Source organism: Serratia sp. ID 25-353, from assembly GCF_054792795.1.
In genome coordinates, this window is sequence record NZ_CM139236.1 from 370,003 (window position 1) to 390,979 (window position 20,977).

General features: G+C 61.6%; 20 protein-coding genes. 17 read left to right on the top strand and 3 right to left on the bottom strand.

Annotation, left to right across the window (positions count from 1 at the left end; genetic code table 11):
- Positions 1 to 67 precede the first annotated feature (67 nt).
- The 7 genes from ydcS (at position 68) to ACYF6X_RS01730 (ending at position 8,677) form a co-directional block, all read left to right on the top strand.
- Positions 68 to 1,222, top strand: a complete 1,155-nt coding sequence (gene ydcS / locus ACYF6X_RS01700; protein WP_033635611.1) for a putative ABC transporter substrate-binding protein YdcS — start codon at positions 68 to 70, stop codon at positions 1,220 to 1,222.
- A gap of 53 nt (positions 1,223 to 1,275) precedes the next feature.
- Complete coding sequence (locus ACYF6X_RS01705) at positions 1,276 to 2,304, top strand: ABC transporter ATP-binding protein (RefSeq protein ID WP_130018137.1); 1,029 nt, start codon at positions 1,276 to 1,278, stop codon at positions 2,302 to 2,304.
- Between the two features lies 1 nt (position 2,305).
- Positions 2,306 to 3,250: an ABC transporter permease gene (locus ACYF6X_RS01710; protein ID WP_041036356.1), complete on the top strand. Its 945-nt coding sequence runs from the start codon at positions 2,306 to 2,308 to the stop codon at positions 3,248 to 3,250.
- Positions 3,240 to 4,046, top strand: coding sequence for an ABC transporter permease (locus ACYF6X_RS01715; protein WP_033648928.1), 807 nt, complete (start codon positions 3,240 to 3,242; stop codon positions 4,044 to 4,046). The genes ACYF6X_RS01710 and ACYF6X_RS01715 overlap by 11 nt, the downstream gene beginning before the upstream one ends.
- A 35-nt stretch (positions 4,047 to 4,081) precedes the next feature.
- Entirely contained in the window at positions 4,082 to 5,506 is a 1,425-nt protein-coding gene (patD, locus tag ACYF6X_RS01720; protein WP_063990549.1) for an aminobutyraldehyde dehydrogenase, read from the top strand.
- A gap of 79 nt (positions 5,507 to 5,585) precedes the next feature.
- Entirely contained in the window at positions 5,586 to 7,496 is a 1,911-nt protein-coding gene (locus ACYF6X_RS01725; protein ID WP_063990548.1) for an NAD(P)/FAD-dependent oxidoreductase, read from the top strand.
- Positions 7,493 to 8,677 (top strand): c-type cytochrome, encoded by a 1,185-nt coding sequence (locus ACYF6X_RS01730; RefSeq protein ID WP_130018138.1) that lies wholly within the window; start codon positions 7,493 to 7,495, stop codon positions 8,675 to 8,677. Before ACYF6X_RS01725 ends, ACYF6X_RS01730 begins: the two co-directional genes overlap by 4 nt.
- Before the next feature lie 37 nt (positions 8,678 to 8,714).
- On the opposite strand, the gene hmpA is transcribed toward ACYF6X_RS01730, so the two are convergent.
- Positions 8,715 to 9,905, bottom strand: a complete 1,191-nt coding sequence (gene hmpA / locus ACYF6X_RS01735) for an NO-inducible flavohemoprotein (RefSeq protein ID WP_063990546.1) — start codon at positions 9,903 to 9,905, stop codon at positions 8,715 to 8,717.
- A gap of 357 nt (positions 9,906 to 10,262) precedes the next feature.
- On the opposite strand from hmpA, the gene glyA reads away from it, so the two are divergent.
- On the top strand, positions 10,263 to 11,516 hold the full coding sequence (gene glyA, locus ACYF6X_RS01740; protein WP_025303922.1) for a serine hydroxymethyltransferase: 1,254 nt from the start codon (positions 10,263 to 10,265) through the stop codon (positions 11,514 to 11,516).
- A 156-nt stretch (positions 11,517 to 11,672) separates the two neighbouring features.
- A complete protein-coding gene (locus ACYF6X_RS01745) occupies positions 11,673 to 12,818 on the top strand; it encodes a 3-phenylpropionate MFS transporter (protein ID WP_063990545.1) in 1,146 nt (381 codons plus the stop codon).
- Here ACYF6X_RS01745 and csiE read toward each other — a convergent pair whose 3' ends face one another.
- Positions 12,819 to 14,084, bottom strand: a complete 1,266-nt coding sequence (gene csiE, locus ACYF6X_RS01750) for a stationary phase inducible protein CsiE (RefSeq protein WP_063990544.1) — start codon at positions 14,082 to 14,084, stop codon at positions 12,819 to 12,821. It lies immediately after the preceding gene.
- A 182-nt stretch (positions 14,085 to 14,266) separates the two neighbouring features.
- On the opposite strand from csiE, the gene ACYF6X_RS01755 reads away from it, so the two are divergent.
- Both ACYF6X_RS01755 and ACYF6X_RS01760 read left to right on the top strand, forming a co-directional pair.
- Positions 14,267 to 14,902 carry a DUF1007 family protein gene (locus ACYF6X_RS01755; RefSeq protein ID WP_033651572.1) on the top strand — a complete coding sequence of 212 codons (636 nt, stop codon included), beginning with the start codon at positions 14,267 to 14,269 and terminating at the stop codon, positions 14,900 to 14,902.
- The gene (locus ACYF6X_RS01760) at positions 14,893 to 15,915 is read left to right on the top strand and encodes a nickel/cobalt transporter (protein ID WP_130018139.1); all 1,023 of its coding nucleotides are present in this window, start codon (positions 14,893 to 14,895) and stop codon (positions 15,913 to 15,915) included. Before ACYF6X_RS01755 ends, ACYF6X_RS01760 begins: the two co-directional genes overlap by 10 nt.
- Positions 15,916 to 15,971: 56 nt before the next feature.
- Here ACYF6X_RS01760 and suhB read toward each other — a convergent pair whose 3' ends face one another.
- On the bottom strand, positions 15,972 to 16,775 hold the full coding sequence (gene suhB, locus ACYF6X_RS01765; RefSeq protein WP_004941400.1) for an inositol-1-monophosphatase: 804 nt from the start codon (positions 16,773 to 16,775) through the stop codon (positions 15,972 to 15,974).
- Between the two features lie 119 nt (positions 16,776 to 16,894).
- On the opposite strand from suhB, the gene trmJ reads away from it, so the two are divergent.
- The 6 genes from trmJ (at position 16,895) to hscB (ending at position 20,959) form a co-directional block, all read left to right on the top strand.
- Complete coding sequence (trmJ, locus tag ACYF6X_RS01770; RefSeq protein WP_025303916.1) at positions 16,895 to 17,629, top strand: tRNA (cytosine(32)/uridine(32)-2'-O)-methyltransferase TrmJ; 735 nt, start codon at positions 16,895 to 16,897, stop codon at positions 17,627 to 17,629.
- A 193-nt stretch (positions 17,630 to 17,822) separates the two neighbouring features.
- Positions 17,823 to 18,317 (top strand): Fe-S cluster assembly transcriptional regulator IscR, encoded by a 495-nt coding sequence (iscR, locus tag ACYF6X_RS01775; protein WP_004941404.1) that lies wholly within the window; start codon positions 17,823 to 17,825, stop codon positions 18,315 to 18,317.
- A 54-nt stretch (positions 18,318 to 18,371) separates the two neighbouring features.
- Positions 18,372 to 19,586, top strand: coding sequence for a cysteine desulfurase (gene iscS / locus ACYF6X_RS01780; protein ID WP_016929764.1), 1,215 nt, complete (start codon positions 18,372 to 18,374; stop codon positions 19,584 to 19,586).
- Between the two features lie 24 nt (positions 19,587 to 19,610).
- Positions 19,611 to 19,997 (top strand): Fe-S cluster assembly scaffold IscU, encoded by a 387-nt coding sequence (iscU, locus tag ACYF6X_RS01785; protein ID WP_004941408.1) that lies wholly within the window; start codon positions 19,611 to 19,613, stop codon positions 19,995 to 19,997.
- 54 nt (positions 19,998 to 20,051) lie between these two features.
- Positions 20,052 to 20,375 (top strand): iron-sulfur cluster assembly protein IscA, encoded by a 324-nt coding sequence (iscA, locus tag ACYF6X_RS01790; protein WP_004941410.1) that lies wholly within the window; start codon positions 20,052 to 20,054, stop codon positions 20,373 to 20,375.
- Positions 20,376 to 20,437: 62 nt separating this feature from the next.
- Positions 20,438 to 20,959 carry a co-chaperone HscB gene (gene hscB / locus ACYF6X_RS01795; protein ID WP_063990540.1) on the top strand — a complete coding sequence of 174 codons (522 nt, stop codon included), beginning with the start codon at positions 20,438 to 20,440 and terminating at the stop codon, positions 20,957 to 20,959.
- Positions 20,960 to 20,977: the final 18 nt, after the last annotated feature.

Below are 20,977 nucleotides of genomic sequence, written 5' to 3' on the forward strand. Positions count from 1 at the left end.
TATAAAGCAAAATCGGGCGGCAGCCGTTCCCTGCCGCACACAGATACGCAACACAGGGGTAATTACGATGAGAAAAACTACCGCAGTCACCACCACCGTCTCCGCGCTCTGTCTCACCGTGCTGTGCGGCCTGGCCCAGGCGGCCGATCTGCCGCAGTCGCTGGGCAAAGGCGAAGGCCGGCTGGATATCATCGCCTGGCCCGGCTACATCGAACGCGGCCAGTCCGACAAAAACTACGACTGGGTCACCCAGTTTGAAAAGCAAACCGGCTGCGCGGTGAACGTGAAGACAGCCGCCACCTCCGATGAAATGGTCAGCCTGATGGCCAAGGGCGGCTACGATCTGGTGACCGCTTCCGGCGACGCCTCGCTGCGCCTGATCTTCGGCAAGCGGGTGCAGCCGATCAACACCGCGCTGATCCCGAACTGGAAGAACATCGATCCGCGCCTGCTGAACGGCGCCTGGTACACCGTGGACGGCAAAACCTATGGCACGCCGTACCAGTGGGGGCCGAACCTACTGATGTACAACACCAAAACCTTCCCGACGCCGCCGGACAGCTGGGCGGTGATCTTCCAGCAGCAGAATCTGCCGGACGGCAAGAGCAATCAGGGCCGGGTGCAGGCTTACGACGGCCCGATCTACATCGCCGATGCGGCGCTGTTCCTGAAGGCCACCCAGCCGCAGCTTGGCATCAGCGATCCTTATCAGCTCAACGAAGAGCAGTATCAGGCGGCGCTGAAGCTGCTGCGCAGCCAGCACGCGCTGATCCACCGCTACTGGCACGACACCTCGGTGCAGATGAGCGACTTTAAAAACGAAGGCGTGGTGGCCTCCAGCGCCTGGCCATATCAGGCCAACGCCCTGAAGGGCGAGGGGCAGCCGATCGCCACCGTGTTCCCGAAAGAGGGCGTGACCGGCTGGGCGGACACCACCATGCTGCATGCCGACGCCAAACACCCGAGCTGTGCCTACCAGTGGATGAACTGGTCGCTGGAGCCGAAGGTGCAGGGCGATGTGGCGGCCTGGTTCGGGTCGGTGCCGGCGTCACCGGCGGGCTGCAAGGCCAGCGCGCTGCTGGGTGAGAAGGGCTGCGAAACCAACGGCTTCAACCAGTTCGACAAAATCGCCTTCTGGAAAACGCCGCAGGCGCAGGGCGGCAAGTTCGTGCCGTACAGCCGCTGGACCCAGGATTACATCGCCATCATGGGCGGCCGCTAAGCCGCAGGGCGCAGCCCGCTGCGCCCGAACTACATCAGTATGGAGCACAGAAAATGACCATTGCCGTGCAATTCATCGATGTTTCGCGGACTTTCGGCGATGTTCGCGCCGTGGATCGGGTATCCATCGACATTCAGGATGGGGAATTCTTCTCCATGCTCGGGCCGTCCGGCTCGGGCAAAACCACCTGCCTGCGCCTGATCGCTGGCTTTGAACAGCTCACTTCCGGCTCGATTCGCATCCACGGCCAGGAAGCCGCCAGCCTGCCGCCGTATCAGCGCGACGTGAACACCGTGTTTCAGGATTACGCGCTGTTCCCGCACATGTCGGTGCTGGAAAACGTCGCCTACGGCCTGATGGTGAAGGGCGTCGCCAAACGCGAGCGGCTGGCGCGGGCGCAAGAGGCGCTGGAGAGCGTGGCGCTCGGTTTCGTTGCCGAACGCAAGCCGGCGCACCTGTCGGGCGGCCAGCGGCAGCGCGTGGCGTTGGCGCGCGCGCTGGTCAATCGGCCGCGGGTGCTGCTGCTGGACGAACCGCTCGGCGCGCTGGATCTCAAGCTGCGCGAGCAGATGCAGGGGGAGCTGAAGAAGCTGCAGCGCCAGCTGGGCATCACCTTTATCTTCGTCACCCACGATCAAAGCGAAGCGCTGTCGATGTCCGATCGGGTGGCGGTGTTCAATAACGGCCGCATCGAACAGGTGGATACGCCGCGTGAGCTTTACATGCGGCCGAAAACGCCGTTCGTCGCCGAGTTCGTCGGCACCTCCAACGTGGTGCGCAGCGAGCTGGCGCAGCGCCTGCTCGGCGAAAGCCGAACCTTCTCGATCCGGCCGGAACATATCCGCCTGCTGGAGCACGGCGGCGCGGCGCAGGACGAGATCCAGGTGCAGGGCACGCTGCAGGAAATCCATTACCAGGGCGCGGCCACGCGATATGAAATCACGCTGAACGGCGGCGAGAAGCTGCTGGTCAGCCAGGCCAATCCGCAGTGGCTCGCCGAAGGGCAACAGCGGCAGATCGGCCAGCCGATCGTCGCCTGCTGGCCGCGCGCGGCGATGGTGCCGCTGCTGGAGGAGGGGTGAGATGGACATGAGCATCGATTCCCCCTCGGCGCGCGGCGGTACCGTGCGCGCGCTGTCAACCTGGCTTTATCGCCGGCCGACGCTGTATCTGCTTTTGCTGCTGGTGCCGCCGCTGCTGTGGTTCGGCGCGGTGTACCTCGGTTCGCTGCTGACGCTGCTGTGGCAAGGGTTTTACACCTTCGACGACTTCACCATGGCGGTGACGCCGGATCTGACCTTCGCCAACCTGGCGGCGCTGTTCAACCCGGCCAACTACGACATCATCCTGCGCACGCTGACCATGGCGGTGCTGGTGTCGTTGGCCAGCGCGGTACTGGCGTTCCCGATCGCCTATTACATGGCGCGCTACACCAGCGGCCGCGTCAAAGCGTTCTTTTACATCGCGGTGATGATGCCGATGTGGGCCAGCTATATCGTTAAAGCCTATGCCTGGACCCTGCTGCTGGCGAAAGACGGCGTGGCGCAGTGGTTCCTGCAGCACCTGGGGCTGGAGCCGCTGCTGGCTTCGCTGCTGACGGTGCCCGGCATCGGCGGCAACACGCTGTCGACCTCGGGGCTGGGGCGTTTTCTGGTGTTCGTCTATATCTGGCTGCCGTTCATGATCCTGCCGATCCAGGCGGCGCTGGAGCGCCTGCCGCCCTCGCTGCTGCATGCCTCGGCGGATCTGGGCGCGCGACCGGCGCAGACCTTCCGCCACGTCATTTTGCCGCTGGCGGTACCGGGCATCGCCGCCGGGTCGATCTTCACCTTCTCGCTGACGCTGGGCGACTTTATCGTGCCGCAGCTGGTGGGGCCGCCGGGCTATTTCATCGGCAGCATGGTGTACGCCCAGCAGGGGGCGATCGGCAATATGCCGATGGCCGCGGCCTTTACGCTGGTGCCGATCGTCCTGATCGCCATTTACCTTTCCATCGTCAAACGTCTGGGGGCTTTCGATGCACTCTGAACGCGCGCCCTTAGGGCTGAAGCTGGCCGCCTGGGGCGGACTGATCTTCCTGCATTTCCCGTTGGCGATCATCGCCATCTACGCCTTCAACACCGAGGACGCGGCCTTCAGCTTCCCGCCGAAGGGCTTCACGCTGCACTGGTTCAACGTTGCCGCCGGGCGGCAGGATATCCTCGATGCGGTGCTGCTGTCGGCGCAGATCGCCTGCCTGGCGACCGCCATCGCGCTGGTGCTCGGCACCCTGGCGGCGGCGGCGCTGTATCGGCGCGATTTCTTCGGCAAGGATAGCATTTCGCTGCTGTTGCTGCTGCCGATCGCGCTGCCGGGGATCGTCACCGGTCTGGCGCTGCTGGCGGCATTCAAGGCGCTGAACATCGAGCCGGGCATCCTGACTATCGTCGTCGGCCATGCAACGTTCTGCGTGGTGATCGTGTTCAACAACGTCATCGCCCGGTTCCGCCGCACCTCGTACAGCCTGATCGAAGCGTCGATGGATCTCGGCGCCGACGGCTGGCAAACCTTCCGTTACGTGATCTTGCCGAACCTCGGCTCGGCGCTGCTGGCCGGGGGCATGCTGGCGTTCGCGCTGTCGTTCGATGAAATCATCGTGACTACCTTTACCGCCGGCCACGAGCGCACGCTGCCGCTGTGGCTGCTGAACCAGCTCGGTCGCCCGCGCGACGTGCCGATCACCAACGTGGTGGCGCTGTCGGTGATGCTGTTGACCATGCTGCCGATCCTCGGCGCTTACTACCTGACCAAAGGTGGGGAAAGCGTCGCCGGCAGCGGCAAATAATTTCCTTACCCGACCTCTGATAAAAGGATAACCCTATGCAAAGCCAACTGTTGATTGATGGCCACCTGGTGAATGGCCAGGGCGCGACCCAGCCGGTGTATAACCCGGCGACCGGCGAAGTGATCGCACAGGTGGCGGAGGCCAGCCCGGAGCAGGTCGATCGCGCGGTGCTGGCGGCGGACGCCGCGTTCGCCGCCTGGGGGCAAACCACGCCGAAGGCGCGTGCCGAGCATCTGCTCAAGCTGGCGGATCTGATCGACGAGCATGCCGAGACCTTCGCCAGGCTGGAATCGCTCAACTGCGGCAAGCCTTATCACTGCGTGTTGAACGACGAACTGCCGGCGGTGGCCGACGTGTTTCGCTTCTTCGCCGGGGCCAGCCGCTGCCTGACCGGCATGGCGGCCGGCGAGTATCTGGCCGGGCATACCTCGATGATCCGCCGCGATCCGCTCGGCGTGGTGGCTTCGATCGCGCCGTGGAACTACCCGCTGATGATGGCGGCCTGGAAACTGGCACCGGCGCTGGCGGCGGGCAACTGCGTGGTGATCAAGCCGTCGGAGCAGACGCCGCTGACCACCTTTAAACTGGCCGAACTGGCCGCCGGGCTGTTCCCGCCGGGGGTGCTCAACGTGCTGTTCGGCCGCGGTGCCGGCGTCGGCGATCGGCTGACCGGGCATGACAAGGTGCGCATGGTGTCGCTGACCGGCTCGATCGCCACCGGCGAGCACATCATCGCCCACACCGCCGCCGGCATTAAGCGCACCCATATGGAGCTGGGCGGCAAGGCACCGGTGCTGGTGTTCGACGATGCCGATCTGCAGCAGGTGGTGGACGGTATTCGCGGCTTTGGTTTCTACAACGCCGGGCAGGATTGCACCGCTGCCTGCCGCATCTACGCGCAGAAAAGCATTTATCCCGAGCTGGTGAAGCGGCTGGGTGAGGCGGTGGCCAGCCTGAAGGTCGGTGCGCCGGACGACGAGAGCACCGAGCTGGGGCCATTGATTACCGCCCAGCATCTGGAGCGGGTCGCCGGTTTTGTCGAGCGCGCCAAAGCGTTGCCGCACGTGCAGGTGGTGACCGGCGGCGAGAAGGTGAAGGGGCCGGGTTACTACTTCCAGCCGACGCTGCTGGCCGGCGCGCGCCAGGAGGATGAGATCGTGCAGCGCGAGGTGTTCGGCCCGGTGGTGACGGTGACGCCGTTCGACGACGAAGAGCAGGTGCTGGCCTGGGCGAACGAATCCAACTACGGGCTGGCGTCGTCCGTGTGGACCCGCGACGTGGGCCGCGCGCATCGCTTGAGCGCCCGCCTGCAATACGGCTGCACTTGGGTGAACACCCACTTCATGTTGGTGAGCGAAATGCCGCACGGCGGCCAGAAACTGTCCGGTTACGGCAAGGACATGTCGATGTACGGGCTGGAGGATTACACCGCCATTCGTCATGTGATGTTCAAACATTGATTTTACAATAATTATCCGCACAATAGCGCGGCCTTCGGGCCGGCCCCGGCCGGCCGATGATAATAAAAAGGAAGCCTATATGGGTATCACCCGACGCGATTTTCTCAACGGGGTGGCGATCACCATCGCCGCCGGGTTGACGCCGCTGCAAATCTTGCGCGCGTCGCCGCAAACCGCCAATCAAACCCTATACTACCCGCCGGCGCTGACCGGGCTGCGGGGCAACCATCCGGGCTCGTTCGAGCATGCGCACCAACTGGGGCGCGACGGTAAAACCTTTGATTTCGGCAGCGTGCCCGCCGTTGAAGAGTTCGATCTGGTGGTGGTCGGCGCCGGCATCAGCGGGCTGGCGGCCGCCTGTTTCTGGCAGCAGCTGAAAGGCGAGCAGCAGCGCATTTTGCTGATCGACAACCATGACGACTTCGGCGGCCACGCCAAGCGCAACGAATTCAACACCGACGACGGCATGCTGCTCGGCTACGGCGGCAGCGAATCGCTGCAGTCGCCGCGCTCCAACTTCAGCCCGGTGGCGATGGGGCTGCTGCGCAAGCTCGGCGTCGATATCGATCGGCTGGAGCAGGCGTTTGACACTACCTTCTACCCGGATCTGAACCTGAGCCGCGGGGTTTACTTCGATCGCAAGAACTTCGGCGTCGACAAGGTGGTGAGCGGCGATCCGGGCCGCACGGTGGCAGACGATATTCCGCGCGATCGTCTCAACGGCCGCTCTTATGAAGCGTTCATCGGTGATTTCCCGCTGCCGGAAAGCGATCGCCAGGCGCTGATCGCGCTGCATACGGTGGAGAAAGATTATCTGCCGGAGATGACGCTGGAGCAGAAGGTCGAATGGCTCGATACCCACAGCTACACCCAGTTCCTGCGTGAAAAAGTGGGTCTGAGCGAGCTGGCGATCCGTTATTTCCAGCAGACCACCAACGACTTCCAGGCGGTGGGCATCGACGGCACGTCGTGCAGCGATGCGCGCATCTGCGATCTGCCGGGCCTCGGCGGCATGAATCTGCCGCCGCTGGATGAAGAGTCGCAGGCGGATCTCGACGATCCTTACGTGTTCCACTTCCCGGACGGCAACGCCACGCTGACGCGCCTGATGGTGCGCAAGCTGATCCCGGCGGTGGCGCCGGCCGGCAAAGACATGAACGACGTGGTGCTGGCCAAATTCGACTACAGCCAGCTCGATCGGCCGGAGTCGCCGGTGAAGCTGCGTTTGAACAGCACCGGGCTGCACGCGGCCAACGTCGGCGACAAGGTGGAAGTCACCTACATGACCGGCGAGAAGATGACCAAAGTGCGCGCCGGGCAGGTGGTGATGGCCGGCTACAACATGATGATCCCGTACCTGGTGCCGGAGATGTCGCACGAGCAGCAGGAGGCGCTGAAGCAGAACGTCAAGGCGCCGCTGGTGTACAGCAAGGTGGTGATCCGCAACTGGCAGCCGTTCATCAAGCTGGGCGTGCACGAAATTTATTCGCCGGCCGCGCCGTACAGCCGCGTGAAGCTGGACTACCCGGTGAGCATGGGCGGGTATCAGCACCCGCGCGATCCGGACCGGCCGATCGGCCTGCATATGGTGTACGTGCCGACGCTGCCGGGCAGCGGCCTCAGCCCGCGCGAGCAGTCGCGCAAAGGGCGCGCGCTGCTGCTGGGCACGCCGTTCGAGGTGCATGAGCAGATGATCCGCGAACAGCTGCAGGGCATGCTGGGCGACGCCGGTTTCGACCATCAGCGCGACATTCAGGCGATCACCGTCAACCGCTGGTCGCACGGTTATTCCTACTTCCTTAACGGGCTGTTTGACGACGAAGAAGAAGCCAAGAAAATCATCGAAACGGCGCGGCAGCCGATCGGTAAGATCGTTATCGCCAACTCCGATTCTGACTGGAGCCCGTACGCCAACTCGGCGATCGATCAGGCGTGGCGTGCGGTGAACGAACTGGCCTACGGCAAGGTTGCCGCCAAGGAGGGAGCATGAGTCTGCGTTCGCTGTACCTGTTGAGCCTGCTGGCGGCCGGCGGCTCGGCCCAGGCGATGTCGGCCGGGGAATACGTCGCCAAAGCCGGCGATTGCACCGCCTGCCACACCGCGCCGGGCGGCGCTGAACTGGCGGGCGGCATGAAGTTCCCGACGCCGCTCGGGGCTATCTACGCCACCAACATCACGTCGGACAAGCTGCACGGCATCGGCGCCTATTCGTTCGAGGAGTTCGATCGCGCCATGCGCCAGGGGGTAGCCAAAGACGGTCACCGGCTCTACCCGGCGATGCCGTACACCTCGTACGCCAAAATGAGCGCGGAAGACATGCGCGCGCTGTATGACTATCTGATGAATGAGGTGCCGGCACAGAACGTCGCCAACCGTGACAGCGACATCAGCTGGCCATTGTCGATGCGCTGGCCGCTGGCGGTGTGGAACTCGCTGTTCCACGACGACCAGCCGTATCAGGCAGATCCGCAGCAAAGCGCCGAGTGGAACCGCGGCGCCTACCTGGTGCAGGGCGCGGGCCATTGCGGCAGTTGCCACACGCCGCGCGGCTGGGCGATGCAGGAGAAGGGGCTGGACGGTAAGGAGCCGGTGTTCCTGAGCGGCGCCGAGCTGGACGGCTGGTACGCCTCCAATCTGCGCGGCCTGCCGCCGGAAGAGGTGACGGCGCTGCTGAAAACCGGCCGCAGCCGCCATGCGGCGGTCGTCGGGCCGATGAGCGAGGTGGTGACCCACAGCACGCAGTACCTCAGCGACGGCGATCTGAACGCCATCGCGGTGTACCTGCGCAGCCTGGCGCCGGAAACCGCCGCCAAAGCCGCTGCGCCTGCCGTGCCGGCGAATAATCCGGGCGGCAAGGCGACCTACGCGATGTACTGCTCGACCTGCCACGGCAACAAGGGCGAAGGCACTGATTTTGCCATTCCGGCGCTGGCGGGCAATGCCACGGTAACGGCGGACAATCCGCTGACCGCGCTGCGGGTAGTGCTGGAGGGGGCGCATACCCCGATCACGCAGCAGGCGATGGCGTTCGACATGCCGGCTTACGGCTGGGCGTTGAACGATCGGCAGGCGGCGGATCTGATGAGCTATCTGCGGGGAAGCTGGGGTAACCAGGCGGCGCCGGTGACGGTGCAGCAGGTGCAGGACGCGCGCCAGCTGCAGGCGAAATGAGAGGGGAGCGCGGTCTGACGGCCGCGCTCCGCAAGCATTACAGCACCTTATGCGGGCCGAAGCATTCGTAGTGGATGCGTTCGGCCTCTACGCCCATTTCCAGCAGCTGTTTGCCCACGAACTGCATGAAGGCCACCGGGCCGCAGAAGTAATAGTGCATCTGCGGATCGGCCAGGCTGCCTTGCAGCGCGCTCAAATCCATCAATCCGCGGCTGTGATAGTCGCGGCCTTCCACGTCATCGGCACCCGGCTCGCGGTACCACACATGGCGGCTCAGATTCGGCATGCGCCCGGCAATATCCGCCACCTCATCGGCAAAGGCGTGCACGCTGCCGTTTTCCGCCGCGTGCAGCCAGTGGACCTGCGCCTGATGCTGGTTGTCGTGCAGGGTGTTGAGCATGCCGAGCATCGGGGTTTGGCCGACGCCGGCGGAGATCAGCGCCACCGGCGTGGTCGGCGCCACGTCGAGGAAGAAGTCGCCGTGCGGCGGGGCGATGTAGATCACGTCGCCTTCCTGCGCCTGCTGGTGCAGGTAGTTGGACACTTTACCCTGATCTTCACGCTTCACCGCGATGCGGTAGAACTCGCCGTTCGGCGAGGTGGTCAGCGAGTACTGGCGAATTTCCTGATGTTCCAGGCTGTCGTGCTTGATGTAGACCGCCAGGTATTGCCCCGGTTTGAAGTCCGCCACCCGGCCGCCGTCCACCGGCGCCAGCACGAAGCTGCAGATCACGTCGCTCTGCGGCTGTTTCTTCAGGATGCGGAACGCGCGCAGATCGCGCCAGCCGCCGTTGTCGGCTTCGCTCTGCTGATAAATTTGCTCTTCACGCTGGATAAATACGTTGGCCAGCACGCCGTAGGCCTTGCCCCAGGCGTCCAGGACTTCCTGACCCGGGCTGAACATTTCGTCCAGCGTCGCCAGCAGGTGACCGCCGACGATGTTGTACTGCTCCGGCTGGATATTGAAGCTGGTATGCTTCTGCGCGATGCGCTCCACCGCCGGCAGCAGCGCCGCCAGGTTCTCGATGTTGGCGGCATAGGCGCAGATGGCGTCGAACAGCGCCTGACGCTGATCGCCGTTGCGCTGGTTGCTCATGTTGAAAATGTCTTTCAATTCCGGGTTGTGCGCGAACATGCGATCGTAAAAGTGGGCGGTCAGCTTCGGCCCGGTCGCAGCCAGCAGGGGAATGGTGGATTTCACGGTGGCGATGGTTTGGCTATCCAGCATGGAAGCGCTCCTTGGGTTGGGATCTTGACGATAATTTTAATGATGTATTTTAAATGCATCTTATTGGGTTCCGCGTCGCTTGTAAATACCCTTGTTTTCGTTGCGGTGTTCTTCGGGCGTCGATCGCGCTCACAGAACATGAAAAAAGCGCATTGTTCGCATGAGGAAATGTCCGTTGATAAACGGCGGTGTTTCGCGGATCAAAGCCTTGCGCCACCTTATGCCAATCGTTTGCGTAAAAACCTCTGTCAAGACCTATCTTCGGTGGGGCGAAACGGTTTACACTGTGGCCCAGAACCCAAACGGGTAGTTATTTGGTGATTTTTTAGTTAGCTGATTTAAGTCAGGAGATGCCGGATGTTAAAGCGTGAAATGAACATTGCCGATTACGATGCGGAACTGTGGCGTGCCATGGAGCAGGAAGTGGTGCGTCAGGAAGAGCACATCGAGCTGATCGCGTCTGAGAACTACACCAGCCCGCGCGTGATGCAGGCTCAGGGTTCCCAGCTGACCAACAAATACGCTGAAGGCTATCCGGGCAAGCGTTACTACGGCGGCTGCGAATACGTGGATATCGTTGAGCAGCTGGCTATCGATCGCGCCAAAGAATTGTTCGGCGCCGATTACGCCAACGTGCAGCCGCACTCCGGCTCCCAGGCTAACTTCGCCGTGTACACCGCGCTGCTGCAGCCGGGCGACACCATTCTGGGCATGAACCTGGCGCACGGCGGCCACCTGACCCACGGTTCCCCGGTCAACCTGTCCGGCAAACTGTATAACGTGGTGCCTTACGGCATCGACGACAAAGGTCAAATCGACTATGACGATCTGGCCAAGCAGGCGCAAACCCACAAGCCGAAAATGATCATCGGCGGCTTCTCCGCTTACTCCGGCGTGGTTGATTGGGCCAAAATGCGCGAAATCGCCGACAGCATCGGCGCTTACCTGTTCGTCGACATGGCGCACGTAGCGGGCCTGATCGCCGCCGGCGTGTACCCGAACCCGGTACCGCACGCGCACATCGTCACCACCACCACCCACAAAACCCTGGCGGGTCCGCGCGGCGGCCTGATCCTGGCGAAGGGCGGCGACGAAGAGCTGTACAAGAAGCTGAACTCCGCCGTGTTCCCTGGCGGCCAGGGCGGCCCGCTGATGCACGTGATCGCCGGCAAGGCGGTGGCGCTGAAAGAAGCGATGGAGCCTGAGTTCAAGGTTTATCAGCAGCAAGTGGCGGTCAACGCCAAGGCGATGGTGGACGTGTTCCTGCAGCGCGGCTACAAAGTGGTCTCCGGCGGCACCCATAACCACCTGTTCCTGCTGGATCTGGTCGACAAAAACCTGACCGGTAAAGAAGCGGACGCCGCCCTGGGCCGCGCCAACATCACCGTCAACAAAAACAGCGTGCCGAACGATCCTAAGAGCCCGTTCGTCACCTCTGGCGTGCGTATCGGCACCCCGGCCGTCACCCGTCGTGGCTTTAAAGAAGCCGACGTGCGCGAACTGGCCGGTTGGATCTGCGATGTGCTGGACAACATCAACGATGAAGCCACCATTGAACGCACCAAGAAGAAAGTGCTGGATATCTGCGCCCGCCTGCCGGTTTACGCATAATCCCGCTTTCGCCCGACAAAACCCGCTGCGGCGGGTTTTTTTGTGGCCGCTCGCGGCAAACTGTGAGCTGCCTGGCACTCTAACGCATTGAAGTGGAATGAAGATTGCGGGGCGGTGTGAGCTCTGTCAAAGTATTGCCCTCACTCCGGAGGGATCATGGTTCTGCAATCCACGCGTTGGCTCGCGCTCAGTTATTTCACCTACTTCTTTTCCTACGGTATCTTCTTACCGTTCTGGGGCGTGTGGCTGAAAGGCGAGGGCATCGCGCCCGAAACCATCGGCATATTGCTCGGCGCCGGCTTGGTGGCCCGCTTCCTCGGCAGCTTACTGATTGCTCCCCGCGTTAAAGATCCCTCTCATTTAGTCTCCGCCCTGCGCCTGCTGGCGCTGCTGACCCTGGCCTTTGCGGTCGGTTTCTGTTTCGGCAACGGTTGGGGCTGGCTGATGCTGGTGATAGCGGGTTTCAACCTGTTCTTCTCGCCGCTGGTGCCGCTGACCGACGCGCTGGCCGCCACCTGGCAAAAGCAGATCCGCATGGACTACGGCCGGGTGCGGCTGTGGGGCTCGCTGGCGTTCGTCATCGGCTCGGCGCTGACCGGGCAGCTGGTGGCGGTGTGGGGCCATAACGCGATTCTCTACAGCCTGATCTTCAGCGTGTTGGCGATGCTGCTGGGCATGTTGCTGAAGCCGAGCGTCATGCCGCAGGGCGAAGCGCGCTCGCACAGCGAAGCCGAGCGCTCGCTGTGGGCACTGCTGAAAGAGGGGCCGGTCTGGCGCTTCCTGCTGTGCGTCACGCTGCTGCAGGGGGCGCACGCCGGCTACTACAGCTTCGGCTCCATTTACTGGCAGGAGGCGGGCTATTCGGCCTCGACCATCGGCTATCTGTGGTCGCTCGGCGTGGTGGCGGAAGTGATTATTTTCGCCAGCAGCAACGTGCTGTTCCGCCGCTGGAATGCGCGCAACCTGCTGTTGCTCTCCGCCTGCTGCGGCGTGTTGCGCTGGAGCCTGATGGCCTACAGTACCGAGCTGGGCTGGCTGCTGCTGATCCAGATCCTGCACTGCGGCACCTTCACCGTCTGTCATCTGGCGGCGATGCGCTTTATTGCCGCGCGCCAGGGGCAAGAGGTGATCCGGCTGCAGGCGGTGTATTCGGCGCTGGCGATGGGCGGCGGCATCGCCGTTATGACGGTCATTGCCGGGTTCCTGTTCGAACATTGGCAGGGCGGGGTATTCTGGGTGATGGCGGCGGTCGCGGTGCCGGCCTTGTTCATCCGGCCGCCGGCGGTCAGTGTCAGCCGTTGATTAAGGGGCTTCCAGCAGCGTGCGGATGGCTTGGCGCTGCCGGGTTTCCAGCGGCAGTTCGGTATAGATCAGCGGCGGGTGCGGATCGCTGTGCACCGCCGCATAAGGGGTGATCACCAGCATGACACCCTGCGGCGCGCCGCCGCGCAGATAGTCGCTCAGCGGCAGATACTTGATGTTCAGCGGCAGCAGCGTGAGCTCGCGGATCTGATATTCCACTTCCTCTTCCAGCTGCGGGTTGTCCAGCGTCAGCAGCAGCACCTGTTTTTCCTGCAGCGCGTTGTCCTGCATCAGCCAGGCGCCGAAGCTGATGGCCACCAGGCCCGTCTCCTCGTTGGAAAAATCCACGTCGTACTCCTGCTCCAGCGGTTTCAGCGCTTCCTGCGTGGTGCGCATCAGCCGCGGGTATTTGCGCACCACTTCTTCCAGCAGCATATTGTCGATGCCGATGGCGAAACGGCAGCGCTCCAGCGCCGGCGCCAGGTGGGCGAACAGCTGGCTGACCAACTCCGCCTTGCTGCTGAAGGCCATGCCGGAAAGCTGCTGGAAACGCTCGACCATGCTGTCGATGGCTGCCATCAGCCGCTGTTCTTGCGCGGAGTCGTTGCTGTGGTAGCTGTGATTTTTCAACAGGGTAAACGTCAGCGCCAAAAAATCGCGCTCGTCTGCCTGCGGCGGCTGGTTAAACAGCCGATTGCAGGCCTGATGCAGCCAGGCGGCGGCCTGCTGCTCCGGCTTTTGCCGCAGCCAGTCGCGTTGAACGGCGTCGAAATGCGGATGGCGCTGCAGGCGATTTTGCCAGGCGCAGTAGAGCAGATAATGCTGCAGGAATTGGCGGTCGCGCGCATCGAATCGGCGGTTGAGCAGTGGCTCACAGGCATCGATCGCCTCTGCCAGCGCAGACGCCGGGGCGGCATCGGCCGCCAGCACGTGCCGCAGGCGCGGGGCGAAATCGCCCTCGACGAACTGCGGGCTGCAGCGCAGGGCCCGCCGCAGCCAATGGATCAGGCACAGGCGCTGGTCGAGCGCGCTGCCCCGCAGTTGGTAGCCACGATCGGGATCGACGGCGATCTCCAGGTGGTGGAAACGCTGGATTTCATTGGCCACCTCGGCTATATCTTGCCGGGTTATCGGGGGGGCGACGCCGTTGATTTGGCTCAGGGTCTCCAGCTGTAACTCGGGCTCCGGCGTGTACAGCATCAGCAGCAGATGGCAGCGCCGTTGTTGTCCGGAGAGCTCGGGCACGGGAGAGGTGTCCAGGCTCATTATCACCTTCCGGCATAAAAGGTTGCGATTATACCTAAGCATAGCAAAAGGCTTTGTGGCGGCAGGGTTACCGTGCGGCTTTTACTTCGGCTTACAACTTTCGTCACAAATATCGCCGGGAGAGGCGGGCCGTTCGGCATTTGTTTGTGTTACGTTATAACAAATACAGGTAAGACAGGATAATGATGAAGTTACGTCGTCTTTTGGCTGCCTTTGGCGCCGTGTTCAGCGCCGGTGCGATCGCGCATCCGCACAGCTTTATCGACATGAACACCACCTTCGTCGCCAAGGACCAGCGGCTGGTCGGTCTGAAAATGGTGTGGGTAATGGATGAAATCACCTCGGCAGATCTGCTCTACGATGCGAAAAACGCCAAGAGCGATTCGGAGGTGTGGAAAAAGCTGGCGGCGGAAGTGATGGCCAACGTGCTGGGGCAGCACTATTTCACCGATCTTTACCGCGACGGCAAGCCGGTGAAATACCTGAACTTGCCCAGCGAATATCACCTGTCGCGCCAGGGCAATCAGGCGGTGCTGGAGTTCGTGCTGCCGTTGGCCGAGCCACAGCCGCTGGCGGGTAAGCCGTTCGAACTTTCTACTTACGATCCGACTTATTTCGTGGACATGACCTATAAAGACCAAAATGCGCTGCATCTGCCGCCGGAGATGGCGCAGCTGTGCAGCTACAAGCTGATGACGCCGAAGCCGAATGCGTCGCTGCAGGCCTATGCGCTGTCGCTCGACAAGAACGACTCACCCGGCGAAGATTTGGCGCTGGGGCAGCAGTTCGCCCAGCGGGTGACGCTGCAATGTCGTTAAATTTCTCACCACCGACGACGAGCCAACGCCACTGGGCCTTCGGCCTGTGGCCGCTGCTGCCGTTCATGCTGGCGCTGGCGGCCGCCGCGCTGCTGGCGTGGCACTATTGGCCGCAGCTGCTGATGCAGAGCGTGGTGTGGCAAAAAGCGCTGCACCAGCAGATGGCGGGGCTGTTACAGCAGGTGAAGGCCGCGCCGCAGCAGGCCGGGCTGGCGCTGATGCTGTTCAGCCTCGGCTATGGCGTCTTGCATGCGCTCGGCCCCGGCCACGGCAAAGTGGTGATCGCCACCTACCTGGCTACCCATCCGGCGCGGCTGAAAAGCAGCCTGAAGCTGACCTTCGCCGCCTCGCTGGTGCAGGGCGGAGTGGCGATCGCGCTGGTCACGCTGATGCTGGTGGTATTGCAGCTCTCTTCGCGCCAGCTGCACCAAAGCAGCTTCTGGCTGGAGAAGGGCAGCTTTATCCTGGTGATGCTGCTTGGTGTGCTGCTGAGTTGGCGCGCGCTGAAGCGTTTGTTTGCGGCGATCAAGGCGATGCGCCCGGCGCCGGCGCTGCGCATCAATAGCCTGACGCCGCTGGCGGCGGATCATGTGCACAGCGCCAATTGCGGCTGCGGCCACCGTCATCTGCCGAGCGACAGCGAGCTGCAGGCGGGAAGCGATTGGCGCACTCAGGCCGCCATCGTGCTGGCGATGGGCATGCGCCCCTGTTCGGGGGCGATTTTGGTGCTGCTGTTCTCCAAGGTGATCGGCGTGTTCGGCTGGGGAGTGATCTCCGCGCTGGCGATGGCATTCGGCACCTCGTTGACCATCTCGATGCTGGCGCTGCTGGTGCATTACAGCCGCCGGCTGGCGGTGCGCCTCAGCCGTTCGCGTGCGCCCGCCGCCTGGAGCGCAGTGGCTTGGGGGGCGTTGGCGCTGGCCGGCGGTCTGATCCTGCTGGCTGCCGGGCTGCTGCTGTACGTCAGCGCGCAGCCGGAATTCGGCGGCGGCATCCGTCCCTTCTCCCGTTAACGGGCATAAAAAAAGCGCTGCATCGGCAGCGCTTTTTTTCGATTCGCTTCTGGCGATTAACGCTTCAGCGCTTCGCTCAGTTCTTCACGCATGGTGGCCAGCATGGCTTTCACTACGCGTGGGTTGCCTGCAACCACGTTGCCGGAGCTGAAGTGGTTGTGGCCACCGACGAAGTCGGTGACCAGGCCGCCGGCTTCACGCACCAGCAGTTCGCCCGCGGCGAAGTCCCACGGCTTCAGGCCGATTTCGAAGAAACCGTCCACGCGGCCGGCGGCCACATAGGCCAGATCCAGCGCAGCGGAACCGGTGCGGCGGAAGTCCGCGCACTGGGTGAACAGCTTGCCGACGATGTTGATGTAAGGCGTTGCGTGTTGTTTGACCTTGAACGGGAAGCCGGTCGCCAGGATGGTGCCATCCAGATCTTTGGCATTGGTGCCGCGCAGGCGGTAACCGTTGAGCTGTGCGCCCTGGCCGCGAGTGGCGGTGAACAGTTCGTTGCGCATCGGATCGTAGACCACGGCCACTTCAGTACGGCCTTTGATGCGTACGGCGATGGAAACGGAGAAATGAGGGAAACGTTTGATGAAGTTTGCAGTGCCATCCAGTGGATCGATCACCCATTGCACATCGCGATCTTCGCCGATCAGCTCACCGCGTTCTTCGCTCACGATACTGTGTTGCGGATAAGACTTGCGGATGACGTCGATGATCAGATGCTCTGCATCGCGATCGACGTTGGTGACGAAGTCATTGGTCCCTTTCTGGCTCGCTTCTACAGCGTCCGGGGTTTCGTAGTTTTTGGCAATCAGGTTACCGGCCTTGCGCGCAGCGCGCACGGCGATAGTCAGCATCGGATGCATGGGTATCTTCCAACTAGGATGTTAAAGAACAGGAAACGGCGCGAAGTATAGCAGCTGTTCGGCAAATTGCCTACGGCTGTGTTAAGATGCTGCGATTTTCCGCCACGCTCAGAGTTTGTATGCTGCACAATATCCGCATTGTTCTGGTAGAGACTTCACATACCGGCAACATGGGCTCGACCGCCAGAGCCATGAAAACCATGGGTTTAACCAACCTTTATCTGGTTAATCCGCTGATCAAACCCGATTCTCAGGCCATCGCCCTGGCCGCCGGCGCCAGCGACGTGATCGGCAACGCCACTATCGTCGATACCCTCGATGACGCCATCGCCGGCTGTAGCCTGGTGGTAGGCACCAGCGCACGTTCTCGCACGTTGCCGTGGCCGATGCTGGAGCCGCGTGAATGCGGCGTGCGCGCGGTGCACGAAGGCGAACACGCGCCGGTGGCGCTGGTGTTCGGCCGCGAACGCGTCGGGCTGACCAACGATGAACTGCAGAAGTGCCACTACCACGTCGCCATTCCGGCCAACCCGGACTACAGCTCGCTGAATCTGGCGATGGCGGTGCAGATCCTGGCGTATGAAGTGCGCGTGGCTTACCTCGATCGCCAACAGGCGGGCGCGCCGCAGCTGGAAGAGACGCCGTATCCGCTGGTGGACGACCTCGAGCGTTTCTATCAGCATCTGGAGCAGACGCTGCAGCGCACCGGCTTTATTCGTCCGTCCCATCCGGGCCAGGTGATGAGCCGCCTGCGTCGGCTGTTCACCCGCGCGCGCCCGGAAGGGCAGGAGCTGAATATCCTGCGCGGCATGCTGACGTCGATCGAGAAACAGGATAAACATCAAGGTAATTAATTGATGTGGCATAACGGTGGGCGACAATAGTATTAGTTATCCAAAGGTTATAACATGTATTTTATATACCTTTGTTCTTGCTAAGTTCAAAACGTGCTAATACTTGAGTCAATTACTAGGTTAAATAGTTGACTGTTTTACTCAGGAATGTCAGACTTTCGGCCATATTTGACCAACAGGTAACCATTGAGCTATGAGACTGACATCCAAAGGCCGTTATGCCGTAACCGCTATGCTCGACGTAGCGCTGCATTCCCAGGAAGGGCCGGTACCACTGGCGGACATTTCCGAACGCCAGGGTATTTCGCTCTCTTATCTGGAACAATTATTCTCCCGTCTGCGCAAGAATGGTCTGGTGGCCAGCGTGCGTGGCCCGGGCGGTGGTTATCTGCTGGGTAAAGACGCAGGTGAGATCGCCGTTGGCGCTGTCATCACTGCCGTCGATGAATCGGTAGATGCAACCCGTTGCCAGGGCAAAGAAGGCTGTCAGGGCGGCGATCGCTGCTTGACCCACGCCCTGTGGCGCGATCTGAGCGAGCGCATCAGCGGGTTCCTGAACAACATTACGCTGGCAGAACTGGTCAACAACCAGGAAGTGCTGGTGGTGGCGGATCGTCAAAACAACGATACGCGCCGCACGGCCAACGGTCGTCCGCAAGAAACTATCAACGTTAATCTGCGCGCATAAGCAGCTGGCGAAATTTTTTTAGTTTTTGGAAGTGATGTACGGAGCACAAGAGCAATGAAATTACCGATTTATCTGGATTACTCAGCAACGACGCCGGTCGACCCGCGCGTTGCTGAGAAGATGATGCAGTTTTTGACCCTGGACGGCACTTTTGGCAACCCGGCTTCCCGTTCCCACCGTTTCGGTTGGCAGGCGGAAGAGGCGGTAGACATCGCCCGTAACCAAATTGCCGAACTGGTGGGCGCCGACCCACGCGAAATCGTCTTCACCTCCGGGGCGACCGAATCCGACAACCTGGCGATCAAAGGCGCTGCCAATTTCTACCAGAAAAAAGGCAAGCACATCATCACCAGCAAAACCGAACACAAAGCCGTGCTGGACACCTGCCGTCAGCTGGAGCGCGAAGGGTTTGAAGTGACCTACCTGGCGCCACAGAGCAACGGCATCATCAGCCTGCAGGATCTCGAAGCGGCGCTGCGCGATGACACCATTCTGGTCTCCATCATGCACGTCAATAATGAAATCGGCGTGGTGCAGGATATCGAAGCGATCGGCGAAATGTGCCGTGCGCGCGGTATCATCTACCACGTTGACGCCACCCAGAGCGTGGGCAAACTGCCTATCGATCTGAGCAAGCTGAAAGTCGACCTGATGTCGTTCTCCGGCCACAAAATCTATGGCCCGAAAGGCATCGGCGCGCTGTACGTGCGCCGCAAGCCGCGTATCCGCATCGAAGCGCAGGTACACGGCGGCGGTCACGAGCGCGGCATGCGTTCCGGCACTCTGCCTGTCCACCAGATCGTCGGCATGGGCGAAGCTTACCGCATCGCCAAAGAAGAGATGACCGAAGAGATGGCGCGTCTGCGCACCCTGCGCGATCGTCTGTGGAACGGCGTGAAAGATATGGAAGAAGTGTATCTGAACGGCGATCTGGAGCACGGCGCACCGAACATCCTGAACGTCAGCTTCAACTACGTTGAAGGCGAGTCGCTGATCATGGCGCTGAAAGACCTGGCCGTTTCCTCCGGTTCAGCCTGTACCTCCGCCAGCCTCGAGCCGTCCTACGTGCTGCGCGCGCTGGGCATGAGCGATGAATTGGCGCACAGCTCGATCCGTTTCTCCCTGGGGCGTTTCACCACGGAAGAAGAGATCGACTACACCATTCAACTGGTGCGTAAATCCATCGGCCGTCTGCGCGATCTGTCCCCACTGTGGGAGATGTTCAAGCAGGGCGTGGACATCAACAGCATCGAATGGGCGCATCATTAATTCTCAGGTTTCAGGAGCAAGGTCATGGCTTACAGCGAAAAAGTAATCGATCATTATGAAAACCCGCGTAACGTGGGTTCTTTCGACAACGAAGATCCTACCGTCGGCAGCGGCATGGTAGGGGCACCGGCCTGCGGCGACGTCATGAAGCTGCAAATCAAGGTTAACGATGAAGGCATCATCGAAGACGCGCGCTTTAAAACTTACGGCTGCGGTTCCGCCATCGCCTCCAGCTCGCTGGTGACCGAATGGATGAAAGGCAAGTCGCTGGATCAGGCTGAAGCGATCAAAAACACCCAGATCGCTGAAGAGCTGGAATTGCCGCCGGTCAAAATTCACTGCTCGATCCTGGCTGAAGACGCCATCAAAGCAGCGATTGCCGACTATAAGAGCAAGCATAGCGCCAAGTAATTTGTCTGAGTCGGCCCGGCCGCGCCGGGCTTTGATGTGAAGTGTGAGGTTGTGATGTCTATTACCATGAGCGACAGCGCTGCGCAGCGTGTTCAGGCGTTTTTGACGAACCGCGGCAAAGGTCTCGGCCTGCGTCTGGGAGTGCGAACTTCCGGCTGCTCCGGGATGGCGTACGTGCTGGAATTTGTTGACGAAGCCAACGATGACGACATCGTGTTTGAAGACAAAGGCATCAAGGTGATCATCGACGGCAAGAGCCTGGTCTACCTTGACGGCACCGAGCTTGATTTCGTTAAGGAAGGCCTGAACGAAGGCTTCAAGTTCAACAACCCGAACGTCTCAAGCGAATGCGGCTGCGGCGAGAGTTTCAACGTCTGACAGTCCATCGTGCTCCCCCGTTTCGGCGGGGGAACTTCATCCGCTAACGCCCAGAGCACGCTATGGATTACTTTACTTTATTCGGGCTGCCAGTTCGCTACACCGTGGACGGCAGCCTGCTTGCGTCCCGCTTCCAGGATCTGCAGCGCCAATTCCACCCCGATCGTTTCGCCAACCAGCCGGAGCGCGAACGCCTGATGGCGTTGCAGCAGGCGGCGACCATCAACGAAGCCTACCAGGCGCTGAAGCACCCGTTAAAACGCGCGGAGTATATGCTATCTTTGCACGGCTTCGATCTGGGCAACGAACAGCATACGATGCGCGACACCGCGTTTCTGATGGAACAGCTGGAACTGCGCGAAGAGCTCGACGCCATTGAGCGCAAGCCGGAGGCGGAAAGCCTGCTGGCCGATTTCGGCGCGCGGCTGGCCGTCTCCATCAAACAGCGCAGCGCGCTGATGCTGCAGCAGCTGGATGGTGAGCAATGGGCGGACGCCGCCGACACCGTGCGCAAGCTGCGCTTTTTGGACAAACTCCAGCAACAGGTTGAACAACTCGAAGAAAAACTGCTGGGTTTTGAGTAACACCTTCTGATTCTGATT